Below are 23,377 nucleotides of genomic sequence, written 5' to 3'. Positions count from 1 at the left end.
ATGGATCTCGGGCAGCACGGCAGTTTCATCATCGGCGCCTATGCCTTCACCGCCCTGGTGATCGGCGGCCTGATCTTCCACGCCATTCTGGACAACCGGAGCCAGCGCCGGTCGCTCGCGGCGATGCAGGACGAAGGCGGTACGCCCGGGGAGCGCTCGTGAGCCTCGACGCACAGGCCGCGGCGCCGCGGCGCAGGTCGCTCCTCGTCATCCTGCCGCTCGTGACCTTTGCGGCCCTCTGCGCCGTGTTCTTCCTGCGCCTGCGCTCCGGCGCCGACCCCTCGGCCGTACCATCCGCCATGATCGGCAAGCCGGCGCCTTCCTTCGTACTCGAGGCGCTGCCCGGCCTCGTCGGCGAGAACGGCCCGGTGCCGGGCTTGTCGAGCGCCGAGTTCAAGGGCCGGGTCACGGTCGTGAATTTCTGGGCCTCGTGGTGCACGCCCTGTCAGGTCGAGCACCCGCAACTGATGCGGCTCGCGCGCGAGCCCGGCGTCCGACTGGTGGGGATCGACTACAAGGATCCACCCGAGAACGGACGCCGCTTCCTCACCCGCAACGGCGTGCCGTTCCAGGCGGTGGGCATGGATTCGACCGGCCGCACCGCCATCGATTTCGGCGTCTACGGCGTGCCCGAGACCTTCATCGTCGGCCCCGACGGCATCATCCGCGACAAGCTCGTCGGCATCCTGACGCCGGAGAATTACGGGTCGATCCTCGACAAGATCAGGGCTGCCGCGGCCAAATCCTGAAGGTTCAGGTTTTCGGCGCGTCCTTGCGCTCGTGACGCATCAGCAGCGGGGTCTGCGAGAGCGCGAAAATCACGGTCAGGGGCATGATGCCGAAGACCTTGAAGCTCACCCAGAAATCCTCCGTCTGCGTGCGCCAGACCACTTCGTTGAGGATGGCGAGCAGGAAGAAGAACAGGCCCCAGCGGAAGGTGAGCTTGCGCCAGCCCTCCTCGGTGAGCGCGAACATGCTGTCGAGCACCACCGAGAGCAGCGATTTGTTGAAGATCAGGCCACCGAGCAGGACCATGCCGAACAGCGTGTTCACAATGGTCGGCTTCATCATGATGAAGGTCTTGTCCTGCAGCAGCAGGGTCAGTCCGCCGAACACCACCACCACCACGCCGGATACGAGCGGCATGATCGGCAGCCTGCGCATCAATGCGTAGTGGATCGAGAGCGCCACGACGGTGGCGAGGATGAAGACCCCGGTGGCGACGAAGAGCTTCTGGTCCGCGGTCACGCCGAACCGCTCGGCATAGGCATTGGCGAGGAAGAACACGACGAGAGGCCCGAGCTCCAGGACGAGCTTCAGGAGCGGCGGCAGGTGGCGCTGCGGCGGGACGGCTTCGATCTGCATCATGAGGGTCGCTACGGGTCCCGACGAGCGCAGGCAAGGGCGTTGCCGGCGCGGCCGCTATACATCAGATCAGGGACGAGCCTCCAGCGACGCGGAGACGCCGCCTCATGCCCATCACCTAATCCGCCTCCAGCCCGGCGATCGCCCGCGCGAAATCGCGCGCCGCGAAGGGCTCCAGATCGTCCACGCCCTCGCCGACGCCGATGAAATGGACCGGCAGGCCGAACTTCGCCGCCAGCGCCACCAGGATGCCACCGCGTGCCGTGCCGTCGAGCTTGGTCATCACGAGGCCGGTGACGTCGGCGGCCTTCGAGAACAGCTCGACCTGGCTGATCGCGTTCTGTCCGACCGTCGCGTCGAGGACGAGCAGCACCGCATGAGGCGCCGAGGCGTCGATCTTGCGGATCACCCGCAGGATCTTCTCGAGCTCCGCCATCAGCCCGGCCTTGTTCTGCAGCCGCCCGGCGGTGTCGATGAGGAGGACGTCGGTGCCCGTCACCTTGGCCTTCTGGAAGGCCTCGAAGGCGAGGCCGGCCGCATCGGCCCCTTGTGCGCCGGAGATCACCGGCGTGCCGGTCCGTTCGCCCCAGACCTTGAGCTGCTCGATCGCGGCCGCCCGGAAAGTATCGCCGGCCGCCAGCATGACGCTATGCCCCTCCGCCTTCAGCTTGAGCGAGAGCTTGCCGATGGTCGTGGTTTTTCCCGCTCCGTTGACGCCGATCATCAGGACGACGAAGGGCTTCTTCGCCGTGTCGATGGAGAACGGGATGGCCACGGGCGCCAGCGCCCGCTCGACCTCCGCCGCCAGAATCGACCGAACCTCGTCGGGGGAGATGCCCTTCTCGTAGCGGCCCTTGCCGACCGCCTCCGATATCCGCGTCGCGGTCTCGACGCCGAAATCGGCCTGGATCAGCGCATCTTCCAGCTCCTCCAGGGTATCGGCATCAAGCTTGCGCTTGGTGAAGAGCCCGGTGACCCGTTCTGAGAGAGCGGATGAGGTGCGCTTCATGCCCCCCGTCAGGCGGCTCCACCAGCTCCGCTTCTCCGGCTCGGTGCTGGCTACCTCAGGGGGTGAGGTCAGGGGCGCAAAGGCCTGGCTCGTTGTGTCGGCCCACTCGCCGCCGCGCTCCGGCGGATCGCCGGCGGTGCCGGCGGGCGGGCGCTCCTCCTGGCCTTCCACCGGCTGCAGGTCGGCGCCCTCGATCTCGTCCGGAACGGCGTTGGCGTCGGGTTCGACGGAAGACGGCTCGCTCGGGGGCAGCGGAACGTGGGCGACGTCATCCGCAGCCGTGGCGAAATCGGGCTGGCCTTCCGAGAGGGACGCGGGCGAGTCGAGCGGCGGCGTGACGGGTTCCGGTTTCGGATCGGGCGGCTGAACCGGCACCGGCTTCGGCGGCCAGGACTCCTCCTTCGTCCCGAACATCCGCCGCAGCAGCCAGCCGGGTCTCTTGTCCTCACTCATTCACGCTTGCTCCCCGGCCCCGGCCTGATTAGCGCAGGGCCATGCCCTCAGCCGACGCCCTCCTAGCAGACATAGGCGCACGCCTCCTCTATCGCGATGGCCTCGTCCTCGTCATCGACAAGCCGGCGGGATTGCCGGTGCATCCTGGCCCAAAGGGTGGACCGACGCTCACTGACGGGCTCGACGCCCTGCGGTTTGGTCTGCCACGCCGGCCGGAAGCCGCGCACCGCCTCGACCGCGACACCTCCGGCTGCCTGGCTTTAGGACGGCATCCGAAGGCGCTCGCCCGCTTGAACAAGCTTTTTGCCACCAGCGCCGTCGGCAAGACCTATTGGGCGATCGTCGAAGGCGGTCCAGCGGAGGAGGCCGGCAGCATCGACTTGCCGCTGGCCCGGCGCTCGGACGACCCTCGAAGCTGGTGGATGAAGACCGATCCGGCCGGCGATCCCTCGCTGACCCATTGGCAGGTGATGGGACGCAGCGGCGACCGTACCCAAACCTGGCTCGCCCTGACCCCCGTCACCGGCCGCACGCACCAGCTCCGGGTCCACTGCGCCGCCATGGGCTGGCCGATCCTCGGCGACCCGATCTACGGCAATGCGCCGCGCTCGGGAGGGCCTGGGCTGCAACTGCACGCCCAGCGGCTGAGCCTGCCGCTCTATCCGAGAAAGCCGCCCATCGTCGTCGAGGCGCCGGCACCGGGGCATATGCGGGCGGGATTGGAGGGGTGCGGGTGGACGGCACGGCGGTCGGATTAGGTTCTTTTGCCTCGCTCTCGCGAGAGTGCGGGTTCATCAAGCCGCGATCAGCACCCGCCCATCGTGCCCCGCGATCACGACGTCGGTGATCTCGCCGGGCTCGCCGGCAAGCCGAACGACCGTGAATTCTTCCGTCCGCCCCGTCCCGCCGCGCTCGGTCAACACCCGCCTCGTCAGGCCGACCTCGGCGTCGAGGTGGCGCGTGAGCGCCGCCGCACCGGCCTCGCGCAGCCTCGCAGCGCGCTCGCGTACGATCTCGGCAGCGACCGGCGGCATGCGTGCGGCGGGAGTTTCCGGCCGGGGCGAGTATGGGAAGACGTGGAGATGCGTCAGTCCGCACTCGCGCACGAGGTCGAGGCTGCGTGAGAACTGTTCGTCGGTCTCGGTCGGAAAGCCTGCGATCAGGTCGGCGCCGAACACGATCCCAGTCCGCATGCGCCGCACCTCCTCGCAGAAGCGGATTGCGTCGTCGCGCAAATGCCGCCGCTTCATCCGCTTGAGGACGAGATCGTCGCCGGCCTGGAGCGAGAGGTGGAGATGCGGCATCAGCCGCTTATCGGTCGCAAGAGCCTCCATCAGTTCGGGATCCACCTCGACGGAATCGATCGAGGAGAGCCGTAGCCGCGCAAGGTCCGGCACGCGGGCGAGGATGGCGCGCACGAGCCGCCCCAGCGTCGGCGTTCCGTCGAGGTCGCGACCATAGGCGGTAAGGTCGACGCCGGTCAGCACCACCTCGCGGCCGCCATGGTCGACGAGGCGTGCGACCTGCTCGACCACCGCGTTCAGGGGCACCGAACGCGAGTTGCCGCGGCCGAACGGGATGACGCAGAAGGTGCAGCGGTGATCGCAGCCGTTCTGCACCGGCACGAAGGCGCGGGTATGGCCCGGCAGATGCGCGAGGGAGGTCGCGGCCGGTCGCCTTGCCGACATGATGTCGTCGATGGCCACGCGCTCGGCGGGCCCAATCTGCTTTTCACGCCAGGTCTCGGGCCGCAGCTTGGCATCGTTGCCGACGAGGCGGGCGACCTCGGGCATCGCCGCATAGGCCTCTGTCTCCACTTGCGCACCGCAGCCGGTGACGACGATCTCCGCGCCGGGCCGCTCCCGGGCGAGCCTTCGGATCGCCTTGCGGGCCTGGCGCCCGGCTTCCGCCGTCACAGCGCAGGTGTTGACGACGACGCGGTCGCGGCCCTCAGCCTCGGCGTGGAGGCGGATGATTTCCGATTCGACGATGTTGAGGCGGCAGCCGAAGGTCAGGGTCTCGACGGCCACTCAAGCAGCCTCGAAGATCTCTGGCGGGAAGGCATCCTCCCATTCGAGCGCCACCGGGCCGGTCATCAGAACATGCTCATCGGCGCGCCATTCGATCATGAGGTCGCCTCCCGGAAGGCTCACGGTGGCGTGGCGGCCGATCATTCTGAGGCGCGAAGCCGCGACGACGGCTGCGCAGGCGGCGGTGCCGCAGGCGAGGGTCAGACCGGCGCCGCGCTCCCAGACCCTCAAGCATATAGCCTCGTAGCCGGTGACCCAGGCCAGCGAGATGTTGGCTCGCTCCGGGAAGATCGGGTGGTTCTCCAGCATCGGGCCGATCCGGCCGAGGTCGTAGCTGTCGGGATCGCGGTCGACGAAGAAGACCGCGTGCGGGTTGCCCATGCTCACCGCTCCCGGCGAATGCAGGACCGGATCGTCGATCGGGCCGACCTGCAGCTCGATGCGGCGGGTATCTGGGAAGGGCTCGGCCAGGGGTATCTCGTCCCAGGCGAGCTTTGGCCGACCCATGTCGACGGTGAAAGAGCGCTCGGCCATCCTGGCGACCGTGACGAGGCCGGAGACCGTTTCCAGGGTCAGCCTTCCGCCCTCGGCCGGGCGCGCCATGGCCGGGTCGTCGAGCATCGCGAAGGCCACGCAGCGGGTACCGTTGCCGCAGGCCCCCGATTCCGAACCGTCGGTGTTGTAGATCCGCAGGTAAGCGTCGGTGCCCGCCGAGCGGGGATCATGGATCACCATCAGCTGGTCGAAGCTTGAGCGCGGATGCTTCGCGATGCGCCGAGCCTCCTCCGACGTGACCCGGTTGCTCGAGCCGCGGAGGTCGAGGACCACGATCCGGTTGCCGGCGCCGTGCATTTTTAGGAAGCGTCGATGGGCGAGGGGACTCATGCGTGGGTTTGCTCGGGTTAGCGATCCGCTGCCTATAGGGCAAAGCGAAGGAGGGCGCACGCCGGGACGGCGTTGCAGAACCGCCGCGCTCGCGCCCCATCGTGCGTTACGGCACAAGCGATGGCTCGCGGGTCGACCCATTCGCCGATACGGTGACGGAAGCGCCATGGTGAAGCGCGCGACCTCAACGTGACGCCGCCGGAGTGCCGCAGTGACCCGCCTTCGCCTCTCGCTCCTTCCTGGTGTCTTGCCCTGTGTCCTGCCGTGTGCCTTGGCCGGCGCCCTGGCGGTTTCCGCCTCTGCCCTGGCGCAGTCTCCGTCTCCTGCCGTCACGAACCCACTTCCGACGACGACCTCGCCAGATCCGGCAAAGCCCGCGACGCCCGAGATCCCGGCCCCGGCGCAATCCGTCCCCCAGGCGCTGGCGCCAGCGAAACCCACCACTCCCGCGCTGCCGACCTTGGTTGAGACGCCCGGCGAGACCAACGACGTCGACGACGTCGTGCTACCGGCCAAGCCCGCCGCCATCCTCGCCGGCCGTGCCAAATGGGAGGAGGCGGTGCCGACCCTGCAGGGCGCCTTCAAGCGCATCGAGGCCGAGCTCGCCAAGGCCGGCCTTGCTCCGGCCGGAAGGCCCCTCGCGGTCTTCGCCAAGACCGACGACGACGGCTTCCTTTTCGAGGCGATGGTCCCGATCACCGGAGTGCCCGAGGGCAAGCCGGCGCTGGGCGAGGACGTCCGCTTCGGCAGCACCCCGAGCGGCAAGGCCCTGCGTTTCAACCACAAGGGCTCCTACGACGACATCGACGGCACCTACGAGACGCTGACCGCCTATCTCGACGCCAAGGACTTGGTGGTGCAGGACCGCTTCATCGAGGAATACGTCACCGACTTGAGCGACAGGGCCGACGATCGGCTGGAGGTGAATATCTACGCCTTGCCCCGGTGACCTCACCGCGATGACGTGATCGGAACCATGCGCGAATCTTGTGGATTCGCGTCTTATGGCAATTGCATCGACACCCGACCTCTTCACCGTTCGATCAAGGAGCCGCAGCCCCGATCCGGCGGCTTTGCGCGACACGGCCCTTGAGATCCATCGCCGGCTCTGTCCGGTCTATGGTTGCCCGATACCCTATTTCCACAGCCTCGATCCGGTCAGCGAACTCGTCTCCTCGCTGCTCTCGCACCGGACGCGCAACGCCGAGTCGGGCCGTGCCTTCAAGGCGCTCAGAGCGCGGTACCCCGATTGGAAAACCTTCCTCGACGCACCGGTAACGGAGGTCGAATCGCTCATCGACGGCGTCACCTGGCCCGAACTGAAGGCGCCGCGCATCCAGGCGATCCTGCGTGCGGTCCGCGAGCGCCGCGGTTCACTCGACCTCGATTTTTTGGCGGATCTCCCCGTCGCGGAGGCACGGGGCTGGTTGGAGGCGATTCCCGGCATCGGTCCGAAGACGAGCGCCGCCGTCCTGGCCTTCAGTCTGCTCCGGATGCCGGCCCTGCCAGTGGACAGCCATCACCACCGCGTCGCCCAGCGTACCGGCCTCATTCCGGCGTCGATGGATGTCGGCCCGTCGCACCCCGTCCTGCGGGGGCAGCTCCCCGAAAATTGGAACGCGCAGGAGCTCTATGACAACCACGAAGTCCTGATGCTTCACGGCCAGCAGGTGTGCCGCCACCGCGCCCCGGCCTGCCATGCCTGCGTGCTGGTCGATCTCTGCCCGACCGGGCAGGCGCGTCTCGCGGAGCGGGGGCGGATGTCCTGACGGGCTGCGCTCAATCGTTTCGGCGTGTCCGAGCTGAACGCATCCACTCCCCACAAGGAGGAGAGAAGCCGCCTAGCCTATCTCCTTGAGCGGAATCACCGTCACTCAGACCAGCGCAGGGCCGCCGCCGCGGCTAGGGTGCCGATCACCGCGGCGATCAGGCTCAAGGCGGAGAGGATCACCAGGGGCGTCGCGAACGGCACGGTGCCGCCGGAGGCCGCCTGGCTCGCCGAGACTCCGAAGATCAGCGTCGGGATCATCAGGGGCAGCACCACGACCGCGAGGATGAGTCCGCCGCGGCGGATCGAGGCGGTGAGGGCCGCGCCGACCGCGCCCACGAAGGTGAGGGCAGGGGTGCCGACGAGGAGCGTGAGGGCCGTCGCCGCCATGGTCGTGCCGTCGAGGGCCACCAGCAGACCGAAGAGCGGCGAGGCGAGGGCGAGCGGCAGGCCAGTGGTGAGCCAATGGGCGAGCACCTTGGCGAGGACTACCGCCTCCATCTGGACCGGCGCCCCCGTCATGAGGTCGAGGGAGCCGTCCTCCTCATCGGCCTGGAATAGTCGGTCGAGGCCGATCAAGGTGGCGAGCACTGCCGCGAGCCAGAGGATCGAGGGTCCGATCCGGCTGAGCAGGTTGAGATCCGGCCCAAGCGCGAAGGGGACGATCGACACGATCATCAGGAAGAAGACGAGCGACAACGCGCCCGAACCGCCCACCCGGGCGGCGAGAAGGAGGTCGCGGCGGACGAGGGCGACGAGGGCGCGGATCACCACCATACCTCGGGCGCCGACGCAGTTAGGGGAGACGTCGCAGCTCGAGGTGCCGCCGCCTCGCCGATGTTCAGTTCGCGGGTGCCTTCGAGGCCGAGCGACTGATGGGTCGCGGCAATCACGAGGCCGTCCTCCGAGAGATGCTGGGTCATCAGATGGGCGAGCACGGCCTGCGAGGCGGTATCGAGTGCGGCGGTGGGCTCGTCGAGGAGCCAGAGCGGGCGCCGGCACACGAGGAGCCGGGCCAAGGCCACCCGCCGCCGCTGACCGGCCGACAGATAGGCGACCGGAAGCTTCAGGGCATGGCCGAGGCCGAGTTCCTCCAGGGCGGCTCTGGGGCTCAGCGTCGGCGCGCCGAGGAGATCGCGGGCGAAGACGAGGTTCTCCTCCGCCGTCAGGGGACTTTTGAGCCCGTCGCGATGACCGACGACGTGAAGACATTCCGGCAGCGTCGCCTCGCCGACATCTTCCACCGTGATCGTGCCGGCATCGGGCTTCAGCCGGCCGGCCAGCAGGCTCAGCAGCGTCGATTTGCCCGCGCCATTGCGCCCCGTCACCATCAGCGCCTCGCCGGGGACGAGGGTGAAGGACAGATCGGAAAAGATGCGGCGGCCGGAGCGGCGGGCGGCGAGATGGGACGCGGTCAGCCGCACGAGGTGTCCTGCACGTTCAATTCTCTGCCGACCTCGACACGACACACGCCGTCCCGTGTCACCGCGCGGCGTAGCGGCCCGTTTCGAACTGTTCTATACCGATTCCAGGCTGCGCCGCGCGAATCCCGAGCGTCCAAATCGCTCGTCGCGCATCATCCTGTCCGGGCACCCCCGGAGCGGCGCGCGCTTTTTTGAGAAGCGCTCCAGCCGAACACGACCTTCGTGGCGCAGGTCATGCCTGCGCGTGTTCGACAACCGCTCGTGAGGAAGACAACCACCGTGGCATCGATCGACAGCTTCCGCTCCCGCCAGACCCTCACCGTCGGCGACAAATCCTACACCTACTACTCGATCCCCCATGCCGAGCAGGCGGGCCTCGCCGACGCCACGGCGCTGCCGTTCTCCATGAAGGTCATCCTCGAGAACCTACTCCGGTTCGAGGACGACCGCTCGGTGAAGAAGGACGACATCTCGGCCACCGTCGCCTGGCTCGGCAACCGCGGCAAGGTCGAGACCGAGATCGCCTTCCGGCCCTCGCGCGTGCTGATGCAGGACTTCACCGGCGTGCCCGCCGTGGTGGATCTCGCGGCGATGCGCGACGCCATGGTGGCGCTCGGCGGTGACCCGCAAAAGATCAACCCGCTGGTGCCGGTCGATCTCGTCATCGACCACTCGGTGATCGTCGACGAGTTCGGCACCCCGAAGGCCCTCGCCGACAACGTCGCCCTCGAATACGAGCGCAACGGCGAGCGCTACACCTTCCTGAAATGGGGCCAGTCGGCCTTCGACAATTTCTCGGTGGTGCCGCCGGGCACCGGCATCTGCCACCAGGTCAACCTCGAATACCTGTCGCAGACGATCTGGACCAAGAACGAGGACGGCACGGAAGTCGCCTATCCCGACTCGCTCGTCGGCACCGATTCCCACACCACCATGGTCAACGGCCTCGCCGTGCTCGGCTGGGGCGTAGGCGGGATCGAGGCCGAGGCGGCGATGCTCGGTCAGCCGCTCTCGATGCTGATCCCCGAGGTCGTCGGCTTCAAGCTCTCGGGCAAGCTCCCCGAGGGCACCACCGCCACCGATCTCGTGCTCACCGTCACGCAGATGCTGCGCAAGAAGGGCGTCGTCGGCAAGTTCGTGGAGTTCTACGGCCCCGGCCTCGACGACATGGCGGTGGCCGACCGCGCCACGATCTCCAACATGGCCCCCGAATACGGCGCCACCTGCGGGTTCTTCCCCATCGACCAGAAGACCATCGACTTCCTGCGCGTCACGAGCCGCACCGATGAGCGCATCGCCCTCGTCGAGGCCTATGCCAAGGCGCAGGGCATGTGGCGCGATGCCCATACGCCCGACCCGGTCTTCACCGACACCCTCGAACTCGACATGGGCGAGGTTCGCCCCTCGCTCGCCGGCCCCAAGCGTCCGCAGGATCGGGTTCTCCTCGACGGCGCCAAGCCCGGCTTCGCGCAGTCGATGGAGACCGAGTTCCGCAAGGCCGCCGACATCGCCAAGCGCTATCCGGTCGAGGGTGCGAATTTCGATATCGGCCACGGCGACGTCGTGATCGCCGCGATCACGAGTTGCACCAACACCTCGAATCCGAGCGTGATGATTGGCGCCGGGCTTCTCGCCCGCAACGCCGTGGCCAAGGGCCTGCGCTCGAAGCCATGGGTGAAGACCTCGCTGGCACCCGGTTCCCAGGTCGTCGCCGAGTACCTCGAGAAGGCCGGCCTGCAGCAGCCACTCGACGCCCTCGGCTTCAATCTCGTCGGCTTCGGCTGCACCACCTGCATCGGCAATTCGGGGCCGTTGCCGGCGCCGATCTCGAAGGCGATCAACGACAACGACGTGGTCGCGGCCGCCGTGCTCTCGGGCAACCGCAACTTCGAGGGCCGCGTGAACCCGGACGTGCGGGCGAATTACCTCGCCTCGCCGCCGCTGGTCGTCGCCTACGCGCTCGCGGGCTCGATGCAGATCGACATCACGACGGAGCCGCTCGGCACGGGATCCGACGGCAAGCCTGTCTACCTCGCCGACATCTGGCCGACGAGCGCGGAGGTCCAGTCGTTCATCGAGGCCAACATCACCTCGGCCCTGTTCAAGTCGCGCTACGCCGACGTGTTCGGCGGCGACCATTACTGGAAAGCCGTCGAGGTCACTGAAGCCGAGACCTTCGCCTGGGATTCGACCTCCACCTACGTGCAGAACCCGCCCTATTTCGAGGGCATGCAGAAGGAGCCGGCGCCCGTCACCGACATCGTCGATGCGCGCATCCTCGGCCTGTTCCTCGATTCGATCACCACCGATCACATCTCGCCGGCCGGCAACATCCGGGCGAACTCTCCGGCTGGCGCCTACCTGCAGGAGCATCAGGTCCGGGTGCAGGACTTCAACCAATACGGCACGCGGCGCGGCAACCACGAGGTCATGATGCGGGGCACCTTCGCCAACATCCGCATCAAGAACCAGATGGTCCGCGACGAAACCGGCCAGGTCGTCGAAGGTGGCTGGACGCTGTTCCAACCCTCGGGCGAGCGGATGTTCATCTACGACGCGGCGCAGAAATACGCGGAAGCAGGCACGCCGCTCGTCGTCTTCGCCGGCAAGGAATACGGCACCGGCTCGTCACGCGATTGGGCGGCCAAGGGCACGAAGCTCCTCGGGGTCCGTGCCGTCATCGCCGAGAGCTTCGAGCGCATCCACCGCTCGAACCTCGTCGGCATGGGCATCGTGCCGCTGGTCTTCCAGGGCGAGACGTCCTGGGCCTCCCTCGGCCTCAAGGGCGACGAGACCGTGAGCCTGCTGGGGCTCGCAGGCGAGATCAAACCGCGTCAGACCATGGTCGCGGTGATTACCTCGGCCGACGGCACCAAGCAGGAAGTGCCGCTCACCTGTCGGATCGATACGCTCGACGAGCTCGAGTATTTCCGCAACGGCGGTATCCTGCCCTACGTGCTGCGCTCGCTAGCGGCCTGACAAGCAAGAAGCTGCCCCTCTGATCCCGTTCTGACCTGGGAATCAGAGGGGTGAAGTGATGCGCTTCATGCGTGCGACTCAGTGTCGGTGAATTCCCGCCACAGCAGCATCAAAGCCGCCATCACAGCCGGCCCGAGGAACAGACCGAGCAGGCCGAAACTCTCGACGCCGCCGAGGATGCCGAGCAGGACCCAAAGGAAGGGGAGGCGGGTCGTGCCGCCGATCAGCGCCGGCCGCACGAAATGGTCGGCGACGAACGTCACCACCAAGCCGGCCGCGACGACGATTGCCGCGGCGACCATCGCGCCCTTGGCGAGCAGCAGCAGCGCGGCGATTCCGAAGACCAGTGGCGCCCCGAATGGAATCATCGCCGCCACCGCGGTGAGTGCCCCGAGCAGGACCGGGTGCGGCACGCCGGTGAAATAATAGATCAGTCCGAGCAGGAAGCCCTCTCCGATCCCGACGAGGACGAGGCCGTCGACGGTGCCGTGGACCGACGCAACGACCTGTCGGGCGACGCGCTCGCCGCGCGGGCCGAACAGCTTGGCGCTCGCAGTTAGTCCCTGCGCGATGATCGCCCGACCGTCGCGAAAAAGGAAGAACAGCGTCACCAGCGTGAACCCGAACAGCACGACGCGCCGGACGATCTCTGAACCGAGGCTACGGGTCATGCCGAGAACCGAGGAGTTATCGAACCGGTGCAGCAGGTCGGAGCCGGCGGAGGGATGGCTGAGGTTCTCATTCCACCAGGCCATCGCCTGCGCAGCACCGAAGGGCAGGTTGTTCAGGATCTCCGGCGCCGGGATGCCGTTCAGCTCGGCCTCCTTCGCCCATGTCAAGGCATCGTGGGCCTCGCGCGCCGCCTGCACGCCGAGCACCACGAGCGGCGCCAGGAACACGATTGCGACGAGGGCCGTGAACAGGGCTGGCAGGGCGACATGGTGGCCAATCGACGGCCATCGCTGCTCAGCCCTCGCGTAGAGCGGCCAGAGAGCGATCGCCAGGATCGCCGCCCAGACCAAGGCCGGCAGGAAAGGGTGCAGGACCCACAGGCCCGTAGCCGCCAGAGCGAGGACGAGGGCGACGCGGGCAATCGCTTGTGATCGCGCCCGCGTCAGAACCGGCTCGGTGTCGTTCGCGGCCCGCAGGGGTCGGTCCATGGTCGGGCCCTCTCGGACTCAGGCGCAGCCGGGCGGCGCGGCCTCGACATAGGCGCGGAGTTGCCACGGGGGAATAGGTCGCCGCCCCGGGGTCGCAACCGATGGTTCAACCGTCAAGGTTTAACCGCCAAGCAGAGAAGACTCGGAATGAGGCCAAGGTTGCCCCTCCAACACCCCTCGTGTAAGCCACCGCCATCGCGCACCCGCCGTGTCGAGCGGCGCGCTGCGCGTCGCAAGACCGCGCGACCGGGGGCACCGGGCGTCCTGCATCCTGCCCCGATCGCCGAACGTCGCTTCCCCAGCGCGAGGGATGCCGCCGGGCGTGCGAGAAACCAGCGAGTGTCCATGTCCGACCCCTCCACAGTCACCTTCGACCGCGTCGCGGACATCATCGCCGAGACCGCCGACATTCCGCTCGACACCATCAGCCCCGAGAGCCATGCGATCGACGATCTCGGCATCGATTCGCTCGCCTTCCTCGATATCGCATTCGCGGTGGACAAGGCCTTCGGGATCAAGCTGCCGCTGGAGCGCTGGACCCAGGAGGTCAACGAGGGCAAGGTCCCGGCCGAGGAATACTTCGTGTTGAAGAACCTCTGTGCGCGCATCGACGCCCTCGTCGCCGAGAAGGCCGCCAAGGCCTGATCTGACCCGAAGCCCACCAGCGCGAAGCGATCGCCATGCGCCTCGAATATTTCGAGATGATCGATCAGGTCATCTCACTCGACCGCGAGGCCGGTCGGATCGTCGTGCGGGCCGACGTGCCACGCGAGAGCCCGGTTTTCGAAGGTCATTTTCCCGGCCATCCGCTCGTGCCAGGGGTACTCCTCACGGAGACGATGGCCCAGGCCTCCGGCTACCTTCTCCTCGCCCATCTCGATTTCAAGCTGATGCCGTTCCTGATGTCGGTGGAAAAGGCTCGGTTCCGCGGTTTCGTTGGGCCGGAGGCGTCGCTCACCGTCGAAGCCAGCCTCGAACATGACGGCTCCGGCTACGCTGTGACCAAGGCGGCGATCCGCAACGGCACCAAGCTCGTCGCCGATTCCGAGTTGCGCTTCCGTACCATGCCGTTCCCGGATTCGCTGGCCGCGCCGATGCGCGAGCGCGCCCAGGCAATCGGTCTCCTCGCCTTCGGGCCGTTCTCGTGAGCGGTCACCGGCGCGACGTCGTCGTTACGGGCATCGGTCTCGTTTCATGCGCCGGCGAGGGCATTGCGGCTCATCTCGACGCTTTGAATGCCGATGCGCCGGCCCGCATCGATACGACAAGCTTCGCACCCTATCCGGTCCATCCGGTGGCACCCCTCGTCCTCGACGGGCAGATCCCCAAGAAATCCGACCAGCGACAGATGGAGCCTTGGCAGAGGCTCGGCGTCTACGCAGCCGGCCTCGCCCTTGAGTCCGCAGGGGTGAAGGACGATGCAGCCTTCAAGTCTGCCTTGCATCTTGTCGTGGCCGCTGGCGGCGGCGAACGCGATACCGCCGTCGACGGCGCGATCCTCACGGGTCTGCGCGATGCCCCCGATCCCGGCGCCTATCTCAACGAGCACCTCCTGAACGACCTGCGCCCGACGCTGTTCCTGGCCCAGCTCTCGAACCTCCTCGCTGGCAACATCGCCATCGTCCACGGCGTCACCGGCGCCTCGCGCACCTTCATGGGCGAGGAGGCCGCCGGCACCGATGCCCTGCGCATCGCGCAAGCGCGGATCGCGGCCTCGCAGCTCGACGCCATGCTGGTCGGCGGCTCCTACAGCGCCGAGCGCCCTGACGTGATGGTCGTCCACGAAATGGGCGGCTATCTCGCCAAGGGCGAGTACCGCCCCATCGCCGAGCGGGCGCGTGCTGGCGAGGGCGGCATGATCCTCGGCAGCGTCGCAGCCTTCCTGGTGCTGGAAGCGGCCGATCACGCCGCCGCACGGGGAGCCAGGGCGCTGGCGCAGATCTTCCCCGTCGCGAGCGACAGAACTCGACGCGAGCCCGGCTCCGTCGCCTTAAGCCTCGACAGAATCTGGCGCGAGGCCGGGATCGCGACGCCGGATGCCGTGATCTCTGGCGCCTCGGGCGTTGCAGCCGCGACCACCGAGGAATTGGATGCCCTGTCGCGCCTCGCTCCGGGCGCGCCGGTCACAACGCTCGGCGACGTCACCGGCCATGGCCTCGAAGTCACAGCCCCGTTCGGCGCCGCCCTGGCCGTGGCACTCATTGCCGAGCGTGGCGCCCGCGAGGTCGCGGTGACGACGGTTGGGCATCACCGCGGCGAGGGCGCGCTGCGCCTGACGGCCATTCCTTGAGCCGGCGGCACTTGCGCTGCCATCATCCGAAAAATGATCTATGAGGGTCGCCCGGAGCCGGCGCGACGGATCGACCGAGACGGCGTGATGACCAACTCACCTCTGCGCGACTCGAAGGGCCGGCCGCTGGTGGCAGTGACGGGCTTCGGCATCGTGACCTCCCTCGGCCAGGGCCAGGACGACAACTGGACGGCATTGACGGCCGGTCGCTCGGGCATTCACACCATCGCGCGGTTTCCCACAGAGGGCCTGCGCACGCGCATCGCCGGCACGGTCGACTTCCTCGATGCCGAACCGCTGGTGGCGCCCGCCCTTTCGCAGCGCTTCGCCGAGAGCGCGGCCGACGAAGCCGTGGCCCAGGCCTGCATCGGCACGAAAGGCGATTTTCCTGGTGCGCTCTTCATCGCAGTACCGCCGATCGAGATGGAATGGCCGCAGCGGCGGGCGATGGCCGAGGCTCTCGGTGAAAAAGGACCGGTGACCTACGCGGTGCTGCAGCGGGCGGCCGCCAGCCGGCGCTTCGATGCCCTGCACCCCTACATGATCTTCGGGACCGTCGCCGACAGGATCGCAGACCGTTTCGGCACCAAGGGATCACCGATCTCGCTCTCCACCGCCTGTTCCTCGGGGGCAACTGCGATCCAGCTCGGCGTCGAGGCGATACGGCGCGGCGAAATGTCGGCGGCGCTCTGCATCGGCACCGACGGTTCGGTGAACCCGGAATCGCTGATCCGCTTCTCGCTGCTCTCGGCGCTCTCGACCCAGAACGACCCGCCGGAGGGCGCCTCGAAACCGTTCTCGAAGAATCGCGATGGCTTCGTCATGGGCGAAGGCGCCGCCGCCCTGATCCTGGAAGACGCCGAGGCCGCGAGGGCACGGGGTGCAAAGATCCTCGGCTACGTGCTCGGCTGCGGCGAGAAGGGAGACGGGTTCCATCGCACCCGGTCGAGCCCTGACGGCGCCCCGATCATCGCGGCGATCCAAGCGGCGCTGGATGATGCCGGCACCTCGCCTGCGGAGATCGACACGGTCAACGCGCACGGCACCTCGACTCCCGAGAACGACAAGATGGAGGCGATGGGCTGCATGGCGGTCTTCGGTGAGCGCATGGGCGCTATCCCGATCTCGTCGAACAAGTCGATGATCGGCCATACGCTCACCGCCGCCGGCGCGATCGAGGCAGTGGTCTCGCTCCTCACGATCCGGCACGGCCGCATCCCGCCGACCATCAACTACGCGGTGCCGGATCCGGCGATTCCCCTCGATATCGTCGCGACGACGCGAGATATGCCGGTCAACCGCGTGCTCTCGAATTCCTTCGGCTTCGGCGGCCAGAACACCTGCCTCGTCTTCGGCGGAGAGCCGACATGAGCGACGCCCGGCGCATCCTCGTTACCGGTGGCGCCTCGGGGCTCGGAGCGGCCATCGTGCGTGGGCTGGCCGCGGCCGGCCGCGATGTCGACTTCACCTATCGCTCCTCGGGTGATGCGGCCGAGGCTCTGATGGCGGAGTTGCGGACCTCGTACCCGGAGCGACGCTTCCAGGCCCATTCCCTCGATCTTGCCGACAAAGCCGCGCTCGACGCCTTCTGCGAGAACGTAGAAGGGGAGGGCTTCCACGGCCTCGTCCACAATGCCGGGCAATCCTACGACGTGCTGGCCGCGATGATGGCGCAGGACAAGGCGGAAGCCGCCATGCAGGTGAACTTCTGGTCGCTCACGCGCCTCGCCAAGAGCCTCGTGCGCGGGATGATCCGAGCCCGCTCGGGCCGGATCGTCGCCATCGGCTCCGTGGCGGCGCTCCAGGCCAATCCTGGCAACGCGGCCTATGCGGCGACGAAAGGCGCGCTCATCGCCTATTGCCGCACGCTTGCCATCGAGACCGCCAAGCGCGGCGTCACTGTGAATGTGATCGCGCCCGGCTTCATCGACACCGACATGATGACGCCTTACGCCGCTTATCGCGAGGGGATGGAGCGCCAGATCCCGTCCGGCCGCTTCGCCATGCCCGATGAGGTCGCGGCGCTGGCGACCTTCCTCACGAGTGATGCGGCCTCCTATATCACCGGGGCGGTGCTGCCGGTGGATGGCGGCCTGACCGCGATGATGGGCGTCCATCGCGCCTGAGGTCGAGCATGATCTTTCGTCCGGTCTGCGTCTTCGTCGTCTTGTGCTGGGCCGGGTCGGCCTCCGCCCAAGAGGCTTTTCGCGTCTCCGGCCTGCCGCCGGGCGACACCCTGAGCATCCGCGAGACACCGGACGCCGAGGCCGTCGCTTTGGGACAAGCCCCATCCGGCGCCCGCCTGCGCGGCTTCGGCTGCACCGCGGATACGCCGAGCAGGCTGACCTGGTGCCGGGTCAAGGCCGGCCCAATCCTCGGCTGGGCGCGGCGGCGCTATCTCGCGCCGGATTGAGGTGAGATGACTTTCGTCCGATATGGGTCGCCATTCCTCATTTGAGACGAGCTGATGCAAGCCCTCCAACTCTTCGGCGACCGCGACCTGCGCGTGAGCGAGGTCGAGCCTCCGCCCGCTCCCGGCCCCGGCGAGGTCCGGATCCGTGTGCGTGCCGTCGGTCTCAACTTCATCGACGTCTGGGGTTTTCGCGGCATGGCCTTCGCCAAGCGCAAGCTCCCGCTCACCGTCGGCGCCGAGGCCTCGGGCGAAATCGTGGGCGTCGGCGAGGGAGTCGAGGGCCTCGCCGAGGGTGATCGCGTCGTGATGTACGGCGCCCAGACCTGTGGCCGCTGCAAGGCCTGCCGAGAGGGCCGCGACAACCTCTGCGAGGACGTTTCGGGCGTAATGGGCTTCCACCTCGACGGTTTCGCCCGCGAATTCGTCACCATGTCGGCGCGCCTCGTCATCAAGGTGCCGGAGGGCGTGAGCTTCACCGATGCCGCCTGCGCGCCCATTGCCTTCGGCACGGTCCAGCACATGCTGTTCGACAACGCCAAGCTTGAGCCCGGCGAGAGCATCCTCGTCCATGCGGGGGGTTCGGGAATCGGCACCGCCGCGATCAAGATGGCGAAGGCCATCGGCTGCACCGTGTTCACCACGGTCGGCGACGATGCCAAGGGCGAGAAGGCGGCGGCCCTCGGCGCCGATCACGTCGTCAACTACCGCACCGAGCGCTTCGAGGGTGAGGTCAGGCGGCTGACGAAGCGCAAGGGCGTCGACGTGGTGTTCGAGCATGTCGGGCCGGAGACCTGGAACGGCTCGCTGCTCTGCCTCAAGCGCGGCGGGCGTCTCGTCACCTGTGGCTCGACCTCAGGCGTCTCGACGTCGATGAACCTGATGCAGCTCTTCCAGCAGCAGTACCGCATCACCGGCTCGTTCGGTTGCTCGATGACCAACATTCGCGCCTCGCTGGCGAAGATGGCGGAGGGTCTGACGCCGGTGATCGACACGGTGCTGCCGCTCGCGGAGTTCGGCCAGGGCCTGGAGCGCCTCGAATCCCGAAAGGTCTTCGGCAAGATCCTGGTGACGCTGTAGGTCGCCAAGGGGTGTCCGCGGCGGAGAAATCGCATTAAGCGAAGCGCTACCGTGCCCGGTCGGGCGCTGCCCCACACTCGAGTCCGCTTTGCTCCGCCTCGCCCTGATCCTGAACCGTCACCTGCCGCGCCTCGCGGGACTGGCGATGATCCCGCTCGTGCGCGGCCTGTTCTGGCTCGCGCGCGCGCTGGGGCCCGAGAGGGCGAGCCGCTATGGCGGCGCTCTGACCCGGGCCGTCGGCCCCTGGCTACCGGCTCACCGCACAGCCCTCGCCAATCTGCGCGCGTCGTTTCCCGAAAAGAACCAGGCGGAGATTCGGTCACTCGCCGCTGAAGCCTGGGACAATCTGGGGCGAACAGGCGCCGAATACGCTCACCTGCACACCCTGTTCGACGCAGCGGACGGCGAACTGATCAGCTCGCGCATGGAGGTCGAGGGCATCGAGCATTTCGAGGCCCTGCGCGACGACGGCAAGCCCGGCCTGATCTTTTCCGCTCATCTCGCAAATTGGGAATTACCGGCGATCTGCGCCGCGCGCTACGGCCTCGACGCCACCGCGATCTTCCGGCCGCCGAACGATGCTGCCACCGCCCGCCTCGTCCAGGAGATCCGCCGCGAGACCATGGGCGGATTGGCCGCGGCAGGGCAGGGGGCTGTGTTCTCGATGCAGGGTGTGGTGGAGCGCGGCGGCCATCTCGGCCAGCTCATCGACCAGCATTTCACCCGTGGCGTGGTCGTCGAATTCTTCGGCCGGCCGGTCCTCGCCAACCCGCTCCTCGCCAAGCTCGCGCGGCACTACGAATGCCCTGTCCACGGCGTACGGGTTATCCGGCGCCCCGGCGTCCGTTTCAAGCTCGAACTCACCCCGCCCCTCGACCTGCCGCGCGACGGCTCTGGCGCCATCGATGTTCAGGGCGCCACCCAGGCGATGACGCGGATCGTCGAGGAATGGGTGCGCGAGAACCCCGGCCAATGGCTGTGGATGCACCGCCGCTGGCGCCCGAACATGCTGCCGAAGCCGAAGGAACCTAAGGGCTAGTCGATCCACTCGCCGCCGCGCATCACCGGCACGGCGCGGCCTTCCTGGGTGAGCCCGTCGACGTCGACCTCGGCCGATCCGATCATCCAGTCGATATGGATCAGGCTGCGGTTGGCGCCGCGCGCCGCGAGGTCGTCCTCGCTCATGCCCTCGCCGCCATTGCGGAAGCACTTGCTGTAGGCTTGGCCCAGCGCGATGTGGCTCGCGGCGTTCTCGTCATAGAGGGTGTTGTAGAACAGGAGGCCCGAAGCCGAGATCGCGGAGGAGGCCGGCACCAGGGCGACCTCGCCTAGCCGGCGGGCGCCCTCGTCCGTATCGAGCACCTTGGCGAGGACGTCGGCACCGGTGCGGGCATTCGCCTCGACGATGCGTCCTTCCGAGAACTTCACCGTGATGCCCTCGATCAAGGTGCCCTGATAGGAGAGCGGCTTGGTGCTGGTGACGAAGCCGTCGACCCGCGACTTGTGCGGCGTCGTGAAGACCTCCTCAGTCGGAATGTTGGCATTGCAGACGATGCCGTTGCGGGCAGTGGAAGCGCCGCCGCACCATTCGTGATCGACGGCCAATCCAACCGTGAGATCGGTGCCAGGCCCTTTGAAATGCAGCGCTGCGAAACGGTGGTAGTTCAGCGACTCGGTCCGGCTGCGAAGCGCGGAATTATGCGCTTCCCAAGCCGCGACGGGATCGTCGCCATCGACGCGTGAGGCCGCAAAGATCGCATCCCAGAGCTTGGCCACCGCGACGTCGTCGGGTTCGTCGGGAAAGACCGTACGGGCCCATGGCAGGGTCGCAGCCGAGACGATGGTCCAGTTGGTGGAGAAATTCGCGATGAGTTCGAGGGCCGGCACATAGGCCTTCGACCGAGCCCGGTTGGCGCGTGCTACCTTGGCCGGGTCCTGCCCCGCGAGCAGGGATGGATCGTCCCCTGCGATGGCGAGCCGGGCGGCGCCGTTGCGGTAGGCATCGGCCATTCCGGCATAGAGCCAGCCCGAAGCCGTATCGAAGGCCTCGTCGGGGGCGTGGGCAAAGCGCGCGAGCGTCGCGGCGTCGTCGGTGTAGAAGGTGGTCACCAGGGAGGCGCCGGTCTTGTAGGCGGCTTCCGTGATGGCCCGCGCCAGCGGAACGGTCTCGAGCGGCGCCGTGATCACCAATTCTTGGCCGCGTTTCAAACCGAGGCCGACTTTAACCGCCACCTCCGCAAGCCGCGCAAGGCGGGCCTCATGAGGACGGTTCGATCCCATCGCATTGCCGGCATGCGTCATGATCTGTCTCCCGCGTTCCCCGTCGGGTAGGCGGGAACGGCGTCCCGTTCAAGCTCGGGATGCGTCGCAGCGGTTCAAGCAGCGCGCGACCAGCGTATCTCGCCGAGGTTTTCGCGGAAGGCGAAACGCAGGAGGTGATCGGCGACAACATTCTCGAGACGGGTCAAAGCCGCAGGGTCCGGGGTCACGACACGCATCAGGAGGGCGTCGGCCTCCGCCTCGAAGGTGCAGACACGGTCGTCGCCGAAAGGTACGGTACCGTGATCGTCCGTCGTCTCCACCGGAAATTTGTGGCTCCAGTGCCGGCAAAGTTGCTTCAGGTAGCGGCTCGCTTCGGCAGTGGGCACCCGGGCCTGCGAGGTCGGCATCTCGTCGTCTCCAAAATCATGCTTCGGTCCCAGTCCAATCGACCAGGATCGCGGCAGTGCAGCGGACCCGAGACCTGCTAGCCAAGGCGCGATCGCGACCTTGAAAATGCTTCCCGTCGGTTAACGCGCGGCTAACATCGGGAGTGGGAATTCCGTCGGTCTGCTGCAATGCGTCCGGTATCCTTGCCTGGATTTGTGCGCCGCACAATCCCCTTTCGGCTCGGAAAATCTGATACCTTACCAACTGGCCGACGGGACTTTCGGTTCATCTGAAGCAAGGACGCCCGGCACAACCTTGCCGGGAACGACCTTTCCGGGATTGAGGGTTTCGCGCGAGTCCAGGGCGTTCTTGAGGCAGCGCATCAAGTCGAGTCCGACCGGATCGCCATACAGAGCCAGTTCGTCGCGCTTGATCAGACCGATTCCGTGCTCGGCAGCGATCGAGCCATCCATGCCGTGGACGATGTCGTGGACGATTCGGTTGAATCGGCCCCATTCCCGAAGGAACGCCGCCTTGCCCATCCCGACGGGCTGGCTGAGATTGAAGTGGATGTTGCCATCGCCGAAATGCCCGAAGGCGCAGACACGCAGGCCCGGCATGGCGGCCTCGCAGGCAACGGTTGCCTGTTCCAGGAAATCTGCGAGGCGTCCGAGAGGCACCGAGACGTCGTGCTTGATCGAACCGCCCTCCTGGCGCTGCACCTCGGACAGGTTCTCGCGAAGGGCCCAGAGCGCTTCGGCCTGGGCATCGCTGGCGGCAATGGTGGCGTCCTCGACGAGGCCGTTCTCCATCCCGCTCTCGAGGGCGGCGGCGAGGTCATCGGCGGCGACGGCGCCGGGCCGGGGGGTGGAAAGCTCGATCAGCGCATAGGCCGCATGCTCGCCCTCCAGGGGCTTGCGGGCGCCGGGCAGGTGCTTGAGCACGATTTCGAGGCCGAAGGGCGGAATGTACTCGAAGGCGGTGAGATCGCCGCCGGCCTGCCGGCGCAGGTCCCCGAACAGGGAGAGGGCATCCCGCGGCGAAGCGAGCCCGGCGAAGGCGACGGCGCGCGACAGGGGCTTGGGAAACAGCTTCAGCACCGCGGCGGTGACGATGCCCAGCGTCCCCTCGGAGCCGATGAAGAGGTGCTTCAGGTCATAGCCCGCGTTGTTCTTGCGCAGTGCCTTCAGCCCGTTCCAGACCCGCCCGTCGGCCAGCACGACCTCGAGGCCGAGCACCAGGTCGCGGGTGTTGCCGAAGGCGAGGACGGCGGTGCCGCCGGCATTGGTGGCGATGTTGCCGCCGATCCGGCACGAGCCCTCGGAGGCGAGGGAGAGCGGGAACAGCAGCCCTGCCTCACCCGCAGCCGCCTGGACCTCGGCGAGGGTCGCGCCGGCCTCGATCGTGATGGTCGAGCCGATGGGGTCGAGGCCGCGGATCGCGGAGAGCCGCACCAGCGAGAGCACGATGCCACCGTCGGGAACGCCGCCGCCGACGAGGCCGGTATTGCCGCCCTGCGCCACCACCGGCACCCCTGCCTCGGCACAGGCGGCGACCACGAAGGCGACCTCCGCCGTGTCGGCAGGACGTACCAGCGCCAGGGCGCGGCCCTGATAGAGGCCGCGTGTCTCGATGAGGGCGTGCGCCATGGTGTCCGCGTCGGTGAGGACGTGGCGGGCACCGAGCCTTTCGACCAGGGTGGCGAGCAGCGTGTCGGATGACGTCATGCGGAAATCGCCTCTCGCGTCGCGTATGATGGGCCTGCGGCTGGCGCGCCGGACTCTCCCGCCTATGATAGCGGGACGGCCGCGTCTTTGCAGGCGGGGCGAGGATTTCCATTCGGCAGGCCGAAGCGCCGCCGACCAGCGAGGCGCT

Annotated in this window: 24 protein-coding genes; 14 read left to right on the top strand and 10 right to left on the bottom strand. The window is 67.6% G+C overall.

The window, feature by feature from the left end; all coding sequences use genetic code 11:
• Window positions 1–162 carry a heme exporter protein CcmD gene (gene ccmD / locus K2Y56_RS03470; protein WP_292505084.1) on the top strand — a complete coding sequence of 54 codons (162 nt, stop codon included), beginning with the start codon at window positions 1–3 and terminating at the stop codon, window positions 160–162.
• Window positions 159–749, top strand: coding sequence for a DsbE family thiol:disulfide interchange protein (locus tag K2Y56_RS03465; protein ID WP_292505081.1), 591 nt, complete (start codon window positions 159–161; stop codon window positions 747–749). The genes ccmD and K2Y56_RS03465 overlap by 4 nt, the downstream gene beginning before the upstream one ends.
• A gap of 4 nt (window positions 750–753) precedes the next feature.
• On the opposite strand, the gene K2Y56_RS03460 is transcribed toward K2Y56_RS03465, so the two are convergent.
• Together K2Y56_RS03460 and ftsY are read right to left on the bottom strand one after the other, a co-directional pair.
• Window positions 754–1,365 carry a septation protein A gene (locus K2Y56_RS03460; protein ID WP_292505252.1) on the bottom strand — a complete coding sequence of 204 codons (612 nt, stop codon included), beginning with the start codon at window positions 1,363–1,365 and terminating at the stop codon, window positions 754–756.
• A gap of 118 nt (window positions 1,366–1,483) precedes the next feature.
• Window positions 1,484–2,827: a signal recognition particle-docking protein FtsY gene (gene ftsY, locus K2Y56_RS03455; protein WP_292505078.1), complete on the bottom strand. Its 1,344-nt coding sequence runs from the start codon at window positions 2,825–2,827 to the stop codon at window positions 1,484–1,486.
• Between the two features lie 41 nt (window positions 2,828–2,868).
• Here ftsY and K2Y56_RS03450 point away from each other — a divergent pair, with 41 nt between their 5' ends.
• Entirely contained in the window at window positions 2,869–3,585 is a 717-nt protein-coding gene (locus K2Y56_RS03450) for an RluA family pseudouridine synthase (protein ID WP_292505075.1), read from the top strand.
• A 36-nt stretch (window positions 3,586–3,621) separates the two neighbouring features.
• Here the strand turns inward: K2Y56_RS03450 and mtaB are convergent, their stop codons facing one another.
• Window positions 3,622–4,857: a tRNA (N(6)-L-threonylcarbamoyladenosine(37)-C(2))-methylthiotransferase MtaB gene (mtaB, locus tag K2Y56_RS03445; RefSeq protein WP_292505072.1), complete on the bottom strand. Its 1,236-nt coding sequence runs from the start codon at window positions 4,855–4,857 to the stop codon at window positions 3,622–3,624.
• Window positions 4,858–5,742, bottom strand: coding sequence for a diaminopimelate epimerase (gene dapF / locus K2Y56_RS03440; RefSeq protein ID WP_292505070.1), 885 nt, complete (start codon window positions 5,740–5,742; stop codon window positions 4,858–4,860).
• Between the two features lie 271 nt (window positions 5,743–6,013).
• On the opposite strand from dapF, the gene K2Y56_RS03435 reads away from it, so the two are divergent.
• Window positions 6,014–6,691, top strand: a complete 678-nt coding sequence (locus K2Y56_RS03435) for a GyrI-like domain-containing protein (protein WP_292505250.1) — start codon at window positions 6,014–6,016, stop codon at window positions 6,689–6,691.
• Between the two features lie 55 nt (window positions 6,692–6,746).
• Complete coding sequence (locus K2Y56_RS03430) at window positions 6,747–7,511, top strand: Fe-S cluster assembly protein HesB (protein ID WP_292505067.1); 765 nt, start codon at window positions 6,747–6,749, stop codon at window positions 7,509–7,511.
• Window positions 7,512–7,612: 101 nt separating this feature from the next.
• On the opposite strand, the gene ccmB is transcribed toward K2Y56_RS03430, so the two are convergent.
• Both ccmB and ccmA read right to left on the bottom strand, forming a co-directional pair.
• Entirely contained in the window at window positions 7,613–8,281 is a 669-nt protein-coding gene (gene ccmB / locus K2Y56_RS03425) for a heme exporter protein CcmB (RefSeq protein ID WP_292505065.1), read from the bottom strand.
• Window positions 8,278–8,934: a heme ABC exporter ATP-binding protein CcmA gene (gene ccmA, locus K2Y56_RS03420; protein WP_292505063.1), complete on the bottom strand. Its 657-nt coding sequence runs from the start codon at window positions 8,932–8,934 to the stop codon at window positions 8,278–8,280. Before ccmA ends, ccmB begins: the two co-directional genes overlap by 4 nt.
• Before the next feature lie 279 nt (window positions 8,935–9,213).
• On the opposite strand from ccmA, the gene acnA reads away from it, so the two are divergent.
• Window positions 9,214–11,913: an aconitate hydratase AcnA gene (gene acnA / locus K2Y56_RS03415; protein ID WP_292505060.1), complete on the top strand. Its 2,700-nt coding sequence runs from the start codon at window positions 9,214–9,216 to the stop codon at window positions 11,911–11,913.
• Between the two features lie 65 nt (window positions 11,914–11,978).
• Here the strand turns inward: acnA and K2Y56_RS03410 are convergent, their stop codons facing one another.
• Window positions 11,979–13,073 (bottom strand): AI-2E family transporter, encoded by a 1,095-nt coding sequence (locus K2Y56_RS03410; protein WP_292505058.1) that lies wholly within the window; start codon window positions 13,071–13,073, stop codon window positions 11,979–11,981.
• Window positions 13,074–13,418: 345 nt separating this feature from the next.
• Here K2Y56_RS03410 and K2Y56_RS03405 point away from each other — a divergent pair, with 345 nt between their 5' ends.
• The 8 genes from K2Y56_RS03405 (at window position 13,419) to K2Y56_RS03370 (ending at window position 19,892) form a co-directional block, all read left to right on the top strand.
• Window positions 13,419–13,718 carry an acyl carrier protein gene (locus K2Y56_RS03405; protein WP_292505054.1) on the top strand — a complete coding sequence of 100 codons (300 nt, stop codon included), beginning with the start codon at window positions 13,419–13,421 and terminating at the stop codon, window positions 13,716–13,718.
• Between the two features lie 35 nt (window positions 13,719–13,753).
• Window positions 13,754–14,221, top strand: coding sequence for a 3-hydroxyacyl-ACP dehydratase FabZ family protein (locus K2Y56_RS03400; protein WP_292505051.1), 468 nt, complete (start codon window positions 13,754–13,756; stop codon window positions 14,219–14,221).
• Entirely contained in the window at window positions 14,218–15,363 is a 1,146-nt protein-coding gene (locus K2Y56_RS03395; protein ID WP_292505048.1) for a beta-ketoacyl-ACP synthase, read from the top strand. Before K2Y56_RS03400 ends, K2Y56_RS03395 begins: the two co-directional genes overlap by 4 nt.
• An 87-nt stretch (window positions 15,364–15,450) precedes the next feature.
• Window positions 15,451–16,734, top strand: coding sequence for a beta-ketoacyl-ACP synthase (locus K2Y56_RS03390; RefSeq protein ID WP_292505046.1), 1,284 nt, complete (start codon window positions 15,451–15,453; stop codon window positions 16,732–16,734).
• Window positions 16,731–17,489, top strand: a complete 759-nt coding sequence (locus K2Y56_RS03385) for an SDR family NAD(P)-dependent oxidoreductase (protein ID WP_292505043.1) — start codon at window positions 16,731–16,733, stop codon at window positions 17,487–17,489. Before K2Y56_RS03390 ends, K2Y56_RS03385 begins: the two co-directional genes overlap by 4 nt.
• 8 nt (window positions 17,490–17,497) lie before the next feature.
• Window positions 17,498–17,776: an SH3 domain-containing protein gene (locus tag K2Y56_RS03380; RefSeq protein ID WP_292505040.1), complete on the top strand. Its 279-nt coding sequence runs from the start codon at window positions 17,498–17,500 to the stop codon at window positions 17,774–17,776.
• Between the two features lie 54 nt (window positions 17,777–17,830).
• A complete protein-coding gene (locus K2Y56_RS03375; RefSeq protein ID WP_292505037.1) occupies window positions 17,831–18,853 on the top strand; it encodes a zinc-binding dehydrogenase in 1,023 nt (340 codons plus the stop codon).
• 88 nt (window positions 18,854–18,941) lie between these two features.
• A complete protein-coding gene (locus K2Y56_RS03370) occupies window positions 18,942–19,892 on the top strand; it encodes a lipid A biosynthesis lauroyl acyltransferase (RefSeq protein WP_292505035.1) in 951 nt (316 codons plus the stop codon).
• Here the strand turns inward: K2Y56_RS03370 and K2Y56_RS03365 are convergent.
• From K2Y56_RS03365 to K2Y56_RS03355, 3 genes are all read right to left on the bottom strand, one after another.
• Window positions 19,889–21,154 (bottom strand): aminopeptidase, encoded by a 1,266-nt coding sequence (locus K2Y56_RS03365; protein WP_292505032.1) that lies wholly within the window; start codon window positions 21,152–21,154, stop codon window positions 19,889–19,891. The two genes, K2Y56_RS03370 and K2Y56_RS03365, sit on opposite strands and share 4 nt — an antisense overlap.
• A gap of 74 nt (window positions 21,155–21,228) precedes the next feature.
• Window positions 21,229–21,522: a DUF2218 domain-containing protein gene (locus tag K2Y56_RS03360; protein WP_292505029.1), complete on the bottom strand. Its 294-nt coding sequence runs from the start codon at window positions 21,520–21,522 to the stop codon at window positions 21,229–21,231.
• A gap of 237 nt (window positions 21,523–21,759) precedes the next feature.
• Window positions 21,760–23,229, bottom strand: coding sequence for an FAD-binding oxidoreductase (locus K2Y56_RS03355; protein WP_292505027.1), 1,470 nt, complete (start codon window positions 23,227–23,229; stop codon window positions 21,760–21,762).
• Window positions 23,230–23,377 lie beyond the last annotated feature (148 nt).

The sequence above is a fragment of the Methylobacterium sp. genome, assembly GCF_019745455.1.
Taxonomy (GTDB): domain Bacteria; phylum Pseudomonadota; class Alphaproteobacteria; order Rhizobiales; family Beijerinckiaceae; genus Methylobacterium.
The sequence above is the reverse complement of the archived record's forward strand: the minus strand, read 5'-3'. Positions and strand labels throughout refer to the sequence as shown.